General features: G+C 68.6%; 15 protein-coding genes. 10 read left to right on the top strand and 5 right to left on the bottom strand.

What is annotated here, in order from left to right; all coding sequences use genetic code 11:
- Positions 1-16 precede the first annotated feature (16 nt).
- From AC1DVI_RS04095 to AC1DVI_RS04110, 4 genes are all read left to right on the top strand, one after another.
- The gene (locus AC1DVI_RS04095; RefSeq protein ID WP_476956858.1) at positions 17-811 is read left to right on the top strand and encodes a hypothetical protein; all 795 of its coding nucleotides are present in this window, start codon (positions 17-19) and stop codon (positions 809-811) included.
- 39 nt (positions 812-850) lie between these two features.
- The gene (locus AC1DVI_RS04100; protein ID WP_476956859.1) at positions 851-1,165 is read left to right on the top strand and encodes a hypothetical protein; all 315 of its coding nucleotides are present in this window, start codon (positions 851-853) and stop codon (positions 1,163-1,165) included.
- Positions 1,166-1,204: 39 nt separating this feature from the next.
- A complete protein-coding gene (locus tag AC1DVI_RS04105; protein WP_149165023.1) occupies positions 1,205-1,525 on the top strand; it encodes a hypothetical protein in 321 nt (106 codons plus the stop codon).
- Between the two features lie 89 nt (positions 1,526-1,614).
- The gene (locus tag AC1DVI_RS04110; RefSeq protein WP_476956860.1) at positions 1,615-2,250 is read left to right on the top strand and encodes a LysE family translocator; all 636 of its coding nucleotides are present in this window, start codon (positions 1,615-1,617) and stop codon (positions 2,248-2,250) included.
- 15 nt (positions 2,251-2,265) lie between these two features.
- Here AC1DVI_RS04110 and AC1DVI_RS04115 read toward each other — a convergent pair whose 3' ends face one another.
- Together AC1DVI_RS04115 and AC1DVI_RS04120 are read right to left on the bottom strand one after the other, a co-directional pair.
- Positions 2,266-3,375 (bottom strand): diguanylate cyclase domain-containing protein, encoded by a 1,110-nt coding sequence (locus AC1DVI_RS04115; protein ID WP_476956861.1) that lies wholly within the window; start codon positions 3,373-3,375, stop codon positions 2,266-2,268.
- Positions 3,376-3,480: 105 nt separating this feature from the next.
- Positions 3,481-5,865, bottom strand: coding sequence for a Tex family protein (locus AC1DVI_RS04120; RefSeq protein WP_476956862.1), 2,385 nt, complete (start codon positions 5,863-5,865; stop codon positions 3,481-3,483).
- Positions 5,866-6,261: 396 nt separating this feature from the next.
- On the opposite strand from AC1DVI_RS04120, the gene hyfB reads away from it, so the two are divergent.
- The 6 genes from hyfB to AC1DVI_RS04150 are packed head-to-tail and all read left to right on the top strand — an operon-like array spanning position 6,262 to position 13,461.
- Positions 6,262-8,307: a hydrogenase 4 subunit B gene (gene hyfB, locus AC1DVI_RS04125; RefSeq protein WP_476956863.1), complete on the top strand. Its 2,046-nt coding sequence runs from the start codon at positions 6,262-6,264 to the stop codon at positions 8,305-8,307.
- Complete coding sequence (locus AC1DVI_RS04130) at positions 8,304-9,260, top strand: respiratory chain complex I subunit 1 family protein (protein WP_476956864.1); 957 nt, start codon at positions 8,304-8,306, stop codon at positions 9,258-9,260. The genes hyfB and AC1DVI_RS04130 overlap by 4 nt, the downstream gene beginning before the upstream one ends.
- A 1-nt stretch (position 9,261) precedes the next feature.
- A complete protein-coding gene (locus AC1DVI_RS04135; RefSeq protein ID WP_476956865.1) occupies positions 9,262-9,924 on the top strand; it encodes a hydrogenase-4 component E in 663 nt (220 codons plus the stop codon).
- Positions 9,921-11,378 (top strand): hydrogenase 4 subunit F, encoded by a 1,458-nt coding sequence (locus AC1DVI_RS04140; RefSeq protein WP_476956866.1) that lies wholly within the window; start codon positions 9,921-9,923, stop codon positions 11,376-11,378. The genes AC1DVI_RS04135 and AC1DVI_RS04140 overlap by 4 nt, the downstream gene beginning before the upstream one ends.
- A gap of 8 nt (positions 11,379-11,386) precedes the next feature.
- Complete coding sequence (locus AC1DVI_RS04145; protein WP_476956867.1) at positions 11,387-12,928, top strand: hydrogenase large subunit; 1,542 nt, start codon at positions 11,387-11,389, stop codon at positions 12,926-12,928.
- An 11-nt stretch (positions 12,929-12,939) separates the two neighbouring features.
- On the top strand, positions 12,940-13,461 hold the full coding sequence (locus tag AC1DVI_RS04150) for an NADH-quinone oxidoreductase subunit B family protein (protein ID WP_476956868.1): 522 nt from the start codon (positions 12,940-12,942) through the stop codon (positions 13,459-13,461).
- 7 nt (positions 13,462-13,468) lie between these two features.
- Here the strand turns inward: AC1DVI_RS04150 and mazG are convergent, their stop codons facing one another.
- From mazG to AC1DVI_RS04165, 3 genes are all read right to left on the bottom strand, one after another.
- Positions 13,469-14,278 carry a nucleoside triphosphate pyrophosphohydrolase gene (mazG, locus tag AC1DVI_RS04155; protein ID WP_476956869.1) on the bottom strand — a complete coding sequence of 270 codons (810 nt, stop codon included), beginning with the start codon at positions 14,276-14,278 and terminating at the stop codon, positions 13,469-13,471.
- Between the two features lie 175 nt (positions 14,279-14,453).
- Positions 14,454-14,873, bottom strand: coding sequence for a hypothetical protein (locus AC1DVI_RS04160; RefSeq protein ID WP_149165013.1), 420 nt, complete (start codon positions 14,871-14,873; stop codon positions 14,454-14,456).
- A 72-nt stretch (positions 14,874-14,945) separates the two neighbouring features.
- Complete coding sequence (locus AC1DVI_RS04165) at positions 14,946-15,212, bottom strand: hypothetical protein (protein WP_476956870.1); 267 nt, start codon at positions 15,210-15,212, stop codon at positions 14,946-14,948.
- Positions 15,213-15,308 lie beyond the last annotated feature (96 nt).

Below are 15,308 nucleotides of genomic sequence, written 5' to 3' on the forward strand. Positions count from 1 at the left end.
GACGACCATGGGACGCATGAGCAAGACCGACACCGTTGCCGAAACCGAGAAGACCGTCAGCACGGCCGCTCCGAAGATCGCGGGTTCCCAGACCGCCACCGGGGGCCCCGCCGCTCTGGACCCAATGCATTTGTGGAACCGGCTGAAGCGGACCGACCCGAAGGCGACCAAGCCCTTCACCCGCTCCGGCGGCTTCCGCGGCACGCAGATCGACCCGACCTGGCGCCTGATGATGATGACCGAGGTGTTCGGCCCGGTCGGCAAAGGCTGGGGCTATGAGCAGATGGATTGGACCATCGCCGAGCGCATGATCTTCATCTGCGCCCGCGTTTGGTACCTCGACCCGGAGACGGGCGAGAAATGCTGGACCGGCCCGCAGTGGGGCGGCACGGAGATGGTCCGCCGCCGCAACGGCATCGAGGCGCCCGACGACGAGTGCTTCAAAATGTCGATGACCGACGCTGTGGGCAAATGCCTCGTCCAGCTCGGTCTCGCCGCCGACGTGCATATGGGCCAGTTCGACGACAGCAAGTACCGGGAGGAGGCCGAGGCCTTCTATGCCGCCAAGTCCAACCCGGACCTTCAGCCGACCGCCATCGCCGCCTTCGAGGAGGAGATCCGCAAGCGGCTCGGCGCCTGCCTGGACCTGGACGACCTGGAGGAGCTGTGGCGCACCGGCGCCGGCACCCGCCTGCGTGAGATCGGCACGGTGGACCGCACGGCCCAGCACCGCATCACCAGCCTGTTCGCCCAGAAGAAGGCGGAAATCCTGAAGCAGGACGAAGAGGGCGGCGATCTGGAGGCCGCCTGAGCCACGCCATTCCTGCGGCGTGGAAGGGAGAAGCCCTGTATGACACCCGCCACAAGCACCACCACCGAACGCTCCCCCAGCGGTCTGTTCCGCATGAGCGCCTGGGAAGGCGAGATGGAGCGCAGCTACCCCCAGCTTCCGCGCTGGTATTGGAACGAGGCGGAACGCCGCAAGCAGTATGCCCGCTGGGTCGAGGCGGAGGCGGAATCGCTGGCCATGCGGCTGGCCGGGCTGCTCCGCCCCGACACCCCGGCGGACGCGGCCGGCCCGGCCCGCCTGCTGGTCGAATCGCTGGCCCGCGACGCCGAATGGGCGCGCAGCCTGGAAGACCGGCTGCTCCGCAACGCCGCGTGATCGAAAGGCCGCCTGATGTTTAAGAAGGAAGCACGCGCCATGACCATCGAAGAGGTCCAGTCCCGGCTGCGCGCGGCCCACGCCCGGATCGGGCATGAGGGACGCTTTGCCCTGACACTCACCCTGAACGGGACCGAGGACGGCTACATCACCCACTGGTTCCGCCCCGACCCGCATGCCTTCGAGGACTGCCGGGCCGTCGGTTCCGGCTCGATCGCCGAGTGCCTCGCCGCCCTCGACCGCTATGTGGAGACCTACCGGCGTCAGCCGACGACCGAAGAGGTCGGGCGGACGATCGGTCTCCCTGACATGCCCCCGCGCACCCACCACGGCGCGAGCTTTCTGATGGCCGCGGAGTGAGCGGACGTGACACCGCGACCATTTTGTCGGCTGACGATCCCGTTCGCCACTCATAAACTGCGGTTTCCCCGAACATCGGAGCCGCAGCCATGGATGGGTCGGTTCTTGCCCTTTTGAGCATCCTCGGCGCCTTGGCCATCGGCGCCATCAGTCCCGGCCCGAGCTTCGTCCTGGTGGCACGCACCTCCATCGCCGTGTCGCGCCGTGCCGGGCTCGCCTCCGCCCTCGGCATGGGCTTTGGCGGCGTCGCCTTTGCCACCTTGGCCCTCCTCGGTCTGCAAACCCTGCTGATCCAGGTCGGGTGGCTCTATCTGATCCTGAAGGTCGCAGGCGGCCTTTATCTCGTTCATCTGGCGGTGCGAATCTGGCGGGGGGCGGCGGAGCCGATACGCGTTCCGGATGGGCCCGCCAATTCCCACGGCACCTTGCGCTCCTTCGGGATCGGTTTGGCGACGCAGATCAGCAACCCGAAGACCGCCGTCGTCTACGCCAGCATCTTCGCCGCCCTTCTGCCGGTATCCCCGCCGGCCTGGATTGTGCTGGCCCTGCCCCCCGCCGTGTTCCTGGTCGAGACAGGCTGGTACGCCATCGTCGCCGTGGCTTTCTCCGCCGGCCGCCCCCGCGCCGCCTATCTGCGGTCCAAGGCGTGGATCGACCGGCTGGCGGCCTCGGTCATCGGTGCGCTGGGCATTCGGTTGGTGATGGACGCGGCCAAGCCATCCTGACGTCCGCAGTCCCGCTCAGGCGGTGCCCAGTTCCAGCCGATTCTTGCCCAGACGCTTGGCGCGGTACATGGCCTGATCGGCACAGCGCAGCAGAACACCGGCATCGGCGCCGTCCGATGGAAAGAAGGCCATGCCCACGCTGGCCGACACCGACAGGTCAAGGCCGGGCAGGGGCCGGTCGATGGAGTCGATGACTTTTTCCGCCACGGCCCGGGCGTTCTCGACGGAGATGTCCCCCTCCAGAAGGACGGCGAATTCGTCGCCGCCGATGCGGGCGGTGGTGTCGCTGTTGCGCAGCGCGCCGGACAGGCGCTGCGCTGTGGTCACCAGCACCTCGTCGCCCTTGTGGTGACCGTGGGTGTCGTTGACCTCCTTGAAGCCGTCGAGGTCGAGGAAAAGCAGGGCGAAGCTCTTGTCCTCCCGCTTGGCGCGGGTGATGGCGTGTTCCAGCCGGTCTTCGAAGCGGATGCGATTGCACAGCCCGGTCAGCGCGTCATGCCCGGCGAGGTAGCGCAGCCGTTCCTCCAGATGGTGCTGTGCGGTGGTGTTGCGGGCAATTCCCTCAATGCCGATGCGACGCCCGGCGGGGTCGCGGCGAATGTAGGCGTTGGCGGAAATCCAGAAGGTGGTGCCGTCCTGCCGCCGCATCGGCATGCGGTGGTCGCGGACCTCGCCGCCCGATTCCTCCAGAGCCGTAAGGAACTTGGCGCGCCCGTCCTCCTCCACGTAATGGTCGGCGATGCGGGTGCCGATCACCGTCTCGGGAGTCAGCCCGAACTCCCGCGCGAACTGGGGCGAGGCCATGCTGACCCGACCGTCCAGGTCCGTGCGGAAGAAAGCGTCCGGCAGCTTCTCGATGACCGAGCGGAGATCGGCTTCCGATTGGGCCAACCGCTCCAACGTGGAGCGCAGCGCATCCTCCGACCGGGAGCGGCGCTGGAATTCCTGGCGCAGGAAGCCCCACAGGGCCAGGGCGGTGAACAGGACGAAGGCGGTGCCCTTGACGTTCTGGATCAGCACCACCTCGCCCAGACCGGCGGCGTCCAAAAAACGGTCGGACCCCACCACCCAGGCGGTGGCGAGGCCCGTGTACAGGCCGACGATTCGGGTTGCCGAAGAGAGCATGGGCGCCTATGCGGTTGGCGTCGGTGCACACTAGCCTTTGGCGCGCGAACCGTCCATGGGGAGAGTGCCGGCGTGTATGCGGGACGCTCCCCATGTGTGCGGAGCCTACCGCTTCTTGCCGGCCTGCGCCCGTGCGAAGGCTTCGGCGAAAGCGTTGTTGATGGGCTCGGGGGCCTTCACCGGTTTGGGGGCCGGCTTCGGAGCGGGGCCGCCCTTGCCGGGCGGCGGGCCGCGGCGGTCGTCCCGGCGCCTGTCGTCGCCACGCTGGCCTTCGCTACGCTGGCCCTCTCTCCGGCCTTGACCCTTCTCCGGGCGCGGGGCGTCGTCGGTCAGGCGCATGGTCAGGCCGATGCGCTTGCGCGGGATGTCGACCTCCATCACCTTGACCTTCACGATGTCGCCGGCCTTCACGACGGTGTGCGGGTCCTTCACGAAGCTGGTGGACAGCTGCGAGATGTGGACCAGACCATCCTGGTGCACGCCGATGTCCACGAAGGCGCCGAAGGCGGTGACGTTGGTCACCACCCCTTCCAGAACCATGCCGGGCTGGAGGTCTTTCAACTCCTCGACCCCCTCCTGGAAGGTGGCGGTCTTGAATTCGGGGCGGGGGTCGCGGCCCGGCTTCTCAAGTTCCTTCAGGATGTCCTCGACGGTCGGCACGCCGAACCGCTCGTCGGTGAAGTCCTCGGCATTCAGCCCGCGCAGGAATCGGGCGTCGCCGATGACGCTGCCCAGATCCTTGCCGGTCTTCTTCAGGATGCGCTCGACCAGCGGGTAGGCTTCGGGGTGGACGGCGGAGGTGTCCAGCGGGTTGTCGCCCTCACGGATGCGCAGGAAGCCGGCGGCCTGCTCAAACGTCTTCGGGCCGAGGCGCGCCACGTCGAGCAGCTGCTTGCGCGAGCGGAAAGCGCCGTTGCGGTCGCGGTGCTCCACGATGTTGCGGGCGATCGTCTCGTTCAGGCCGGACACGCGGGTGAGCAGGGGGACGGACGCCATGTTCAGGTCCACGCCGACCGCGTTCACGCAATCCTCAACCACCGCGTCCAGCGAGCGGGCGAGTTTGCCGCCGGACACGTCGTGCTGGTACTGGCCGACGCCGATGGACTTCGGCTCGATCTTCACCAGCTCGGCCAGCGGATCCTGAAGGCGGCGGGCGATGGAGACGGCGCCGCGCAGGCTGACGTCCAGCTTCGGGAACTCCGCCGCCGCGGTCTCGGAAGCGGAATAGACCGACGCGCCGGCCTCACTGACCACCAGCTTGGTCAGCTTCAGCTCCGGATGGCGCTTGAACAGGTCGGCGACCAGCTTGTCCGTCTCGCGGCTCGCCGTGCCGTTGCCGATCGAAATCAGCTCCGCCTTGTGGCGCACCGCCAGTGCGGCGATGGCGGCGATCGAGCCGTCCCAGTCGTTCCTCGGCTGGTGCGGGTAGACGGTGGCGGTGTCGACCAGCTTGCCCGTGGCGTCGACCACGGCGACCTTCACGCCGGTGCGGATGCCGGGGTCGAGGCCGATGGTGGTGCGCGGGCCGGCCGGGGCGGCCAGCAGCAGGTCGTGCAGGTTGCGGGCGAAGACGCGGATGGCCTCGTCCTCCGCGCGCTCGCGCAGGTCGCCCATCAGGTCGGTCTCGACGTGCGGGCCGATCTTCAGCTTCCAGGTCCAGCGCACCACGTCGGACAGCCACTTGTCGGCCGGGCGGCCCTGGTCGCGGATGCCGGTGTGGGCGGCGATGGTGCGCTCCGCCGGATGGGGCTGGCCCTCCTCGACGGGCAGGTCAAGCCGGATGTCCAGCACGCCCTGCGTCCGGCCGCGGAACAGCGCCAGCGCGCGGTGCGAGGGCACCTTCGCCCAGGGTTCGTCGAACTCGAAGTAATCGGAGAACTTGGCGCCCTCGGCCCGCTTCTCCTCGATCACCTTTGAGGTCACCACGCCCTTGTCGGCCATGGCGGCGCGCAGCCGGCCGACCAGTTCGGCGTCCTCGCCGAAGCGCTCCACCAGGATGTGGCGGGCGCCGTCGAGCGCCGCCTTGACGTCGGCCACGCCCTTGTCGGCGCTGACGAAGCCGGCGGCCTCGGCGTCCGGCTGGCGGGACGGGTCGGCGAGCAGCCGGTCGGCCAGCGGCTCCAGCCCGGCCTCGCGGGCGATCTGCGCCTTGGTGCGGCGCTTCGGCTTGTAGGGCAGGTAGAGGTCTTCCAGGCGCGTCTTGGTGTCGGCCTGACGGATCTGCAGCTCCAGCTCCGGCGTCAGCTTGTCCTGCTCGCGGACGGAGGACAGGATCGCCGCGCGCCGGTCTTCAAGCTCGCGCAGGTAGGACAGCCGTTCCTCCAGCGTGCGCAACTGCGTGTCGTCGAGCCCGCCTGTGGCCTCCTTGCGGTACCGGGCGATGAAGGGGACGGTCGATCCCTCGTCGAGCAGCTTGACGGCCGCGGCGACCTGGGATTCACGGACCGAAAGCTCGTCGGCGATGCGTTGGCTGATGGAGGTGGACGGCATGGAGGACCGGTGACTGGTGAAAGGGAAGGGTGCCTCCTATAGCGCGAAGCGGGCCTTCCCGGCCAGTGCCGATCTGGGAGAGGGCGGGGAGACCGGTTCGGAGTGGACGCGCGAATCCGCAGCCCGTTGCTTGCGAAAAAGTATAGTTGAAGAAAAGTCCCGCGCCCTTTACGCGTCGTTAACCTTAACGGGCGCATATCTTCCCCTGCAACTTGGTTGCGTTTCCTCCCGAACAGACTCCGGCGGCTCCCGATTTGGGGAGCCGCCTTTTTTCTGTGCGCGTGGCGCCCAAAGCACGCGCATCCGCGAGATGAATGCGACAGAGTTTTTCCCCTTGCGTTCGTTGGGAGAAACATCCTTACTGATTGTGGGCCTAATCCAAACGGATTCGCAACCTTGGGACCGGTCGTTTCGGCAATCGCCTTTCTGTTCGCTGTGGCCATCGCCGGGGCCGCGGCGAAGCGGCTGCCGCAAGCGCCCACGGTCGTCTATGGCGGAACGGCGGGGGCCTGCGCGCTGATCGCGCTGTGGGCGGCGGTCGGGCTGGCCGGAGGCGGGCCGGATGCAACGATGATTTTGCCGGTCGGGCTGCCCTGGATTCAGGCCCATCTGCGCACCGACGCGCTGTCCGCCGTCTTCCTGATCGTCGTCAATCTGGGCGGCATCACCGCCAGCCTGTTCGGCTGGGGGTACGAACGGGCGCATCACGAGCGCCATGGCGGATCTCACGGCGGCTCTCAGGACGGCCCTGTCCTGCCGCTCTTTCCGCTGTTCCTGGCGGGCATGAACATGGTGCTGATCGCCGCCGACGCCTTCACCTTCCTGCTGTCCTGGGAGTTCATGTCGCTGGCCTCCTGGCTGCTCGTGCTCTCCACCCACCGGGAGCCGGACACGCCCAAGGCCGCGCGCCTCTACATCATCATGGCGAGCTTCGGCACGGCCTGCCTGCTGCTGGCCTTCGGGGTGCTGGCGACGGCGCACGGCGACTACAGCTTCGCCGCCATCCGCGCCCATGCGCCGGCGGCGGGGGCCTCGGCGCTGGTCGTCGTGCTGATCCTGCTGGGGGCGGGGTCGAAGGCCGGGCTGGTGCCGCTGCATGTCTGGCTGCCGCTGGCCCATCCGGCCGCACCCAGCCACGTGTCGGCCCTGATGTCCGGCGTGATGACCAAGGTCGCCGTCTACGCGATGATCCGCGTGCTGTTCGACCTGCTGGGCGAGCCGGAGTGGTGGTGGGGCGGCGTGACCATGGGATTCGGCGCGCTGACCGCCGTGATGGGCGTGCTCTATGCGCTGATGCAGGACGACGTGAAGCGGCTGCTGGCCTATTCGACGGTGGAGAACATCGGGGCCATCGTCATCGCGCTGGGGCTGGCGCTGGTCTTCAAGGCCGCCCACACGCCGGTGATCGCGGCGCTCGCCCTGGCGGCGGCGCTTCTCCATGTGGTCAACCATTCCTTGTTCAAGAGCCTGCTGTTCTTCGCGGCGGGCGCCATGCTGACCGCCACGGGGTCGCGCGACCTCAACCGGCTGGGCGGGCTGATCCACCGGATGCCGACCACCGCCGTGCTCGCCCTGATCGGCGCCGCGGCGATCTCGGCCCTGCCGCCGCTGAACGGCTTCGTCGGGGAATGGCTGCTGTTCCAGGCCATCCTGAACGCCCCGGCCCTGTCGGAATGGTCGCTGAAGATCGAGATCGCCGTGGTCGGTGCCGCACTGGCGCTCGCTACCGCGCTCGCCGGCGCCTGCTTCGTGAGGCTCTACGGCATTGCCTTCCTGGGCCGCCCGCGGTCGCGCGCCGCCGCGGAAGCGGTGGAGGTCGGGCGGGCGATGCGCCTGGGCATGGCGGTGCCGGCGGTGCTCTGCGTCGTTCTCGGCATCCTGCCGACCCCGTTGATCCGCCTGTTCGAGCCGGCGCTGCGCCTGCTGGTCGAGGCCGGGCCGTTCGACGGCCGCGCCTATCAGCCCTGGTTCTGGCTGGCCCCGACCTCGGCCATCGGCAATTCCTACAACGGCCTGATCATGCTGGTGGTGATCGCGCTGCTGTCGGTCGTGCTGGTGCTGGGCATCCACCGCAAGGCGAGCGACCGCGTGCGCTGGTCGATCCCCTGGGGCTGCGGCTTCGACGGGCCCGACCCGGCGGCGGTCACCCAATACACGGCCTCCAGCTTCGGCCAGCCGATCCGCCGCGCCTTCGGCAGCACGGTGTTCCGCGCCCGCGACCATGTGGATATGCCGGCACCGGGCGACACGCGCCCCGCGCGCCTGGCGGTGACCTGGACCGACCCGGCCTGGCTCGTGGTGGTGGAGCCGTTGTCCCGCGCGGTGACTTGGCTGGCCGACCGGGCCAACCGATTGCAGTTCATGACCATCCGCCGCTACCTGACCCTGATGTTCCTGGCGCTGGTCGTGCTGCTGGTGATGGTGGCGGTGACGCAACGATGACGCTGCTGCTCGCCACCCTCTATCAGATCCTGCAAATGCTGCTGGTGCTGGCCCTGGCGCCGCTGCTGACCGGCTGGGTGCGGCTGGTGAAGGCGCGGCTGGTCGGGCGGCAGGGGCCGTCCGTCCTCCAGCCCTACCGCGACCTGCTGCGGCTGCTGCGCAAGGAGGTGGTGCTGGCCCGCAACGCCTCCTGGCTGTTCCGCTCCGTGCCCTACATGATGTTCACGGCAATCTGGCTGGCGGCGGGGCTGGTGCCGGTCTTCACCACGCAACTGGCGCTCGCCCCCACGGCGGACCTGATCGCGCTGATCGCGTTGCTGGGCTCCGCGCGCTTCTTCCTGGCGCTCGCCGGGATGGACACAGGAACGAGCTTCGGCGGCATCGGCTCGTCGCGCGAGATGATGATCGCGGCGCTCGCCGAACCGGCGATGCTGATGATCGTCTTCTCGGTGGCGATCCTGGTCCGCAGCACCTCGCTCGCCGAGATCGCCGATTTCATGTTGTCCGGCGTGGTCGGGCTGCGCATCTCACTGGCCCTGGCGCTGATCGCGCTGGTGATGGTGGCGATCGCCGAGAACGCCCGCATCCCCATCGACAACCCGGCCACGCACCTGGAGTTGACCATGGTGCACGAGGCCATGGTGCTGGAATATTCCGGCCGTCACCTCGCCCTGGTCGAAGCGGCGAGCATGCTCAAGCTGCTGCTCTACATGGCGCTGATCGCCTGCGTCTTCGCGCCCTGGGGCATGGCGACCGCCGGATCAGGCGTTATGGCGGCGTTGGGGGGCGTGTTGGTCTTCGTGACGAAGCTCGCCTTCGGCGGGGTTCTGCTGGCGCTGTTCGAGACCTCCATCGCCAAGATGCGTGTCTTCCGGGTCGGCGAGTTCCTCGGCGGCGCCCTGCTGCTGAGCCTGCTCGGCGCGATCTTCCTCTACGTGTCGCGGGGGGTGTGAGATGAGCGACCTGGGTTATGATGCTGCGCACATGCTGGGGGCCGTCGTCCTGCTGATGAGCTTCGCTCTGCTCTACCAGCGGCGGCTGTTCTCCCTGCTCAACGTCTTCACGATGCAGGCGCTCGCCCTGACCGCGACGGCGGCGTGGCAGGCCTATTCCCACGGGGAGCCACACCTCTACATCACGGCGCTGCTGACGCTGGTCCTCAAGGCCATCCTGATCCCGGTGGCGCTGCACCGCATCATCGTGAAGATGAAGATCCATCGTACCATCGAGCCGGCGCTGGGCATCGGGCTGACCATGGTGGCGGGCGTGTCGCTGGTCACCCTGTCGATCCTGCTGGTGCTGCCGGTGACCGCCGACGCCACGGCCCTGACCCGCGAGAATCTGGCGCTGTCGCTGTCGGTCGTCCTGCTCGGCCTGCTGATGATGATCTCCCGGCGCAACGCGGTCAGCCAGGTGGTCGGCTTCATGTCGATCGAGAACGGGCTGATCCTGGCGGCGGTCGGGGTGGCCGGCATGCCGCTGGTGGTCGAGATGTCGATCGCCTTCTCCGTCATGGTCGCCTTCATCATCTTCGGCATCTTCCTGTTCCACATCCGCGAGCGGTTCGACACGCTCGACATGCAGAAGATCGAGAGCTTCCGGGGGGAGAGCGATTGAGCGCCGTCGCCGTCATCGTCGCCACCCCGCTGATCGGCGCCGCCATCCTCGCCCTGGTTCCCGGCCACCGGCTGGGCGCGCGGCTGAACATCGGCTTCTCCGCGGCCACGCTGCTGGCGTCGCTGGTCCTGTTCGGGCAGGAGGCGTCGAGCGGCGCGCTGTTCGTGGTGGACGCCTTCAACATCTACCTGATCGCGCTCACCGCCTTCGTCGGGCTGACCACCAGCGTCTTTTCCGCCGGCTACATCGCGCACGAGATCGCGGTGGGGAAGCTGGACGAGCGCAAGCTGCGCTTCTACCACGCCATGTACCAAGCCTTCATGTTCACCATGCTGCTGGCCCTGTCGGCCAACAACCTGGGCGTCATGTGGGTGGCGGTGGAGGGGGCGACGCTGACCACCGTCCTGATGGTCAGCCTGTACCGCACCGCGGCCAGCATCGAGGCCGCCTGGAAGTACTTCATCCTGTGCGGCGTCGGCATCGCGCTCGCCCTGTTCGGCACCATCCTGATGTACATGGCCGCCCAGCCGGTGATGGGGCCGGGCATGGCGGCGATGACCTGGACGGAGCTGATGGGCCACGTCGCCAAGATCAGCCCGGCGATCCTCAATCTCGCCTTCGTCTTCCTGCTGATCGGCTACGGCACCAAGGTCGGGCTGGCGCCGCTGCACGCCTGGCTTCCGGACGCCCACGCGGAGGGGCCGACGCCGATCTCCGCGGTGCTGTCGGGGCTGCTGCTGAACGTGGCGCTCTACGCCGTGCTGCGCTTCAAGATGCTGCTGGCGGCGAACGGGCAGGCCATCGCGCCCGGGCCGCTGATGATCGCCATGGGGCTGGCCTCGCTGCTGCTGGCCGGGCTGATGCTCTACCGGCGGCGCGACGTGAAGCGCTTCTTCGCCTACAGCTCCATCGAGCATATGGGCATCATCACTTTCGCCTTCGGCATGGGCGGGCCGCTCGCCAACTTCGCCGGGCTGCTGCACATGGCGATGCACAGCCTGACCAAGTCGGCCATCTTCTACGCGGTCGGTCATGCGGTGCAGGTGACGGGGACGCAGCGGATCGAGCGGATTTCCGGTCTGACGGTCAGCCATCCGGCGCTGGGCTGGGGCCTGCTGGCCGGGGTGGTGGCCATCGCCGGCCTGCCGCCCTTCGGCGTCTTCATGAGCGAATTCCTGCTGGTCACCAGCACCTTCGCGCGGGAACCGCTGCTGGCCCTGCCGCTGGTCGTTGGCATCCTGGTCGCCTTCGGGGCGCTGGTGCTGCGAGTCCAGCAATTGTGCTTCGGCGCGCCCGGCACGGTGGAGGGCAGCGGCGTCCCGGTGGCATCGGTGCCGCTGGAGGGAACGCTGGTTCCGCTCTACGCGCATCTGGCGCTGGTTCTGGTGGCGGGGGTCTGGCTGCCGGGGCCGCTGGTCGCGTGGTTCCAGACCGTCGCGGCGTTGCTGGGGTAGGGGGCTGCATGTACGGGGAAGAACCGCTGTTCAGCCTGTTGAACCGCATCGGCACGCCGGTGGAGGGCCACCGGCCCTGGCCGCGCTACCGGCTGGGCCGCGACGGTTGGCTGCGGCTGATCGAAGGGCTGGCGGGCAACGGCTGGAGCCTGCTCGGCCTGTGGGGGGAACCCAAGGCGGTCCACGCCGCCTTCCGCGAGGATTTCTCCGGCGACGTCGCGGTGGTCAGCCTCGACTGCCCGCAAGGCCGTTTCCCGAGCCTGAGCGCCGTGCGTCCCGCCGCCAACCGGCTGGAGCGCGCCGCCCACGACCTCTATGGCCTGACGGCGGAGCGCACGACCGATCCGCGCCCCTGGCTGGACCACGACGCCTGGGGCGTGCGCCGTCCCCTGTCCGAACAGCCGGCGGCAGCGGCGCCCAACCCCGGCCCCTACACCTTCCTGCCGGTGGAGGGCGAGGGGCTGCACCAGATTCCGGTCGGCCCCGTCCATGCCGGCATCATCGAGCCCGGCCATTTCCGCTTCACCGCCAACGGCGAGACCGTCGTCCGGCTGGAGGAGCGGCTCGGCTACGTCCACCGCGGGGTGGAGGGGCTGATGCAGGGCAGGCCGGTGGCGGAGGCGGCGAAACTGGCCGCCCGCATCTCCGGCGACGCGACGGTGGCGCACAGCCTCGCCTTCGCCCGCGCGGTGGAAGCGGCGCTCGGCGTTGAGGTGCCGGCACGGGCGGTGTGGCTGCGCGCCCTGATGGCCGAGCTGGAGCGGATCGCCAACCATCTGGGCGACATCGGGGCCATCTGCAACGACGCCGCCTTCGCCTTCATGCTGGCCCAGACCAGCCAGTTGCGGGAGCGCGTGCTGCGCACGGCGGACGCCTGCTTCGGGCACCGGCTGATGATGGACCGGGTGATCCCCGGCGGCGTCGCCACCGACCTGCCGGAACGCGGCGCGGGACTGCTGCTGGAATTGGTGGCGGAGCTTCGGAAGCGCTTCCCGCCGCTGGTGGCCATCTATGACGGCAAGGCGTCCTTGCAGGACCGCACGGTCACCACCGGGTTCGTGTCCGCGGAGCTGGTTGCCCGCTTCGGCGCCGGCGGCCATGTCGGGCGTGCCTCCGGCCGCGACCAGGACGCCCGACGCAGCCCGGGCTACGCGCCTTACGACGAGCTGATTTTCGAGGTGCCGGTGCTGACCGAGGGCGACGTGAACGCCCGCGTCTGGGTGCGCATCCGCGAGGTGGAGCAGTCCCTGTCCCTGATCGAGCAGATCGTGGCCCGTCTGCCGGCGATCTCGCGCGGCCTCGACCACCCGTCGGTCCCGCTGGTGTCGGGGCGGGGCGGGGAGGGCATGGCCCTCGTGGAGTCCTTCCGCGGCGAGATTCTGACCTGGGTGCGGCTGGACGGGGAGGGCGTCGTCACCCGTTGCCACCCGCGCGACCCGTCCTGGTTCCAGTGGCCGTTGCTGGAGGCGGCCATCGGCGGCAACATCGTCGCCGACTTCCCGCTGTGCAACAAGTCGTTCAACTGTTCCTACGCGGGTCACGACCTGTAAGGAGGCCACCGATGCTGAGGCACATCCTGACCTCCTTGACCGGCGGCCCGGTCACCGAGGCCGCCCCGGCTCCCGCCGATCCGGCCCTGGCCGAGCTGGCCGGAAAGCTCGACCGGGCCGCCAAGGCCCGGCTGGGCCGCAGCCTGTCGATCCGCGAGGTCGATGCGGGGTCCTGCAACGGCTGTGAGCTGGAAATCCACGCGCTGAACAACCCGATCTACGATCTGGAACGGTTCGGCATCCGCTTCGTCGCCTCGCCGCGGCACGCCGACGTCCTGCTGGTCACAGGCCCGGTCGCCCGCAACATGCGCGAGGCGCTGGTCCGCACCTGGGACGCGACCCCCGGACCGAAATGGCTGGTGGCCTGCGGCGACTGCGCCGTCAGTGGCGGCCTATTCGCCGGCGGCTACGCCTGCGTCGGCCCGGTGGAGGAGGTGCTGCCGGTGGACCTGCGCATTCCCGGCTGCCCGCCGCGGCCGACCGATCTGCTGGCCGGCCTGCTGGCCCTGTTGGAGACCAGCGCGGCGCGGTGAGGGCGGCTCAGGCTTCCCCGCGTTCCTCGCGCTTGGCCTGCTGCCAGAAGGCCTCCATCTCCTCCAGCGTCGCCTCCTTGGGCGTGCGGCCCTGCTCGGACAGCAGCGCTTCGATGCGATGGAAACGGCGTTCGAACTTGGCGTTGGTGCCGCGCAGCGCCGATTCCGGCTCGACCTTCAGGCGGCGGGCAAGGTTGACCAGCGCGAAGAGCAGATCGCCCAGTTCGTCGGCCACCCGGTCCGGGGCGGAGCCGCTGTCCATCTCATGCCGCAGTTCGCGGACCTCCTCCTCGATCTTGTCGAGGATATCCCGCGCGTCGGTCCAGTCGAAGCCGACGCGGGCGGCGCGGTTCTGCAGCTTGAGGGCGCGAGTGAGGGCAGGGAGACCGGCGATCACGCCTTCCAGGGCGGACGGGGCGCGACCTTCCTCGGCGGCCTTGGCGGCGCGCTCGGCGGCCTTGTGGTCCTCCCAGCGCGAGGTCTGCATGTCGGCGCCCTTGACCTCCTCGGCGCCGAAGACATGCGGGTGGCGGCGGATCATCTTGTCGGCGATGACGCCGGCGACCTCGTCGAAATCGAACAGACTCTCCTCGCGGGCCATCTGGCTGTAATAGACCACCTGGAAGAGCAGGTCGCCCAACTCCTCGCGCAGCGCCGGCATGTCGCCTTTCTCGATGGCGTCGGCCACCTCGTAGGCTTCCTCGATCGTGTGCGGCGCGATGGTGGCGTAGGTCTGCTCCAGATCCCACGGGCATCCGCCGTTGGGGTCGCGCAGGCGGGCCATGACGTCGATCAAGCGGTCGATGTTGCGGGCCATGGGAGAGTCTTCTTCGGCAGCGGGATGGGACGGGAAAGCGACCTTAGCCGACCCATGGCAGTGAGAAAAGAAGACAGACCTCGCCCGTCGGCAGAAATCATATAAGTGAGATTATGGAAAACATACTCGGAGGGGTAAGGAGGGGGCGGCTGGTCACTCTCCGGTCCTCGGTGCCTCAGCCGCCGCGAAAGCCCTTCAGGCTTTCTGCGGGCGGCTGAGGTGGAAAATCCGCGTCACGGGCGGCCTGGATCAGCGATTCCACGAAGGACCGGTAAGGATCGCCGGAGGTCTTGGGAGCCTCCGCCGGTTCGATCGGCCCGTCATAGCCGGTGTCGCTCGGAATGAGCGCTCCATACTCCGAGCTTTCCAGCGTCGGCGACAGAAAAATCGAATGGGTCGTCGTGTCCGGCTCGCCGACATGACGTTGGGAAGGCTTCAGCGAGAAATTCCCGTCGGCGTCCGGCATCGACAGGATCATCACGCCATGCTCCACTGCCTCCTTGTCCCGCGCGTTCTGCCGCGCATCGTTGTCGAAGGCGCTTCGTGGATAGACGCTCTCGATGCTCAAGGGATCATGGATATTGGCCGTCTGCATGGATCACCCGCCGTTGTTGCGTTGGTCCAACACACATTGGCGATTGCAGGTTCCGAAGGACCGCGGGCCATTTCACTCTATGGAATGCGCGTGCGATGCGGGCCGCGCCTTCCGGCGCTGTGGCGGCGCCACGCTGAGCACCGGCTCGGCGTCGATTGCGCGAACCTCCTCATGCTCCAAAGCAACATCCGCGGTGTCGGCGTCTGTGGAGCATAGCGCCGAACCGGCGGCAAAAGCCGTCCCGCCTGCGGGCTGACAATCGGCGACCCGCTCCGCGCAGGCCGTGGGCGCCAGCAAAGACGCCACCAACAGCACGCGCTTCAGGGCAATGGCCTTCATGTTCGGGCGCTCCACAAGCCTCACGGCGGCCGTTTCCGGCATCCTGGCACTATAAGGCCGCCGTGCTCGCGGAGTTCCCGCCGAATCCGGTCCCCG

This window comes from Azospirillum sp. P4_B5, from assembly GCF_056402275.1.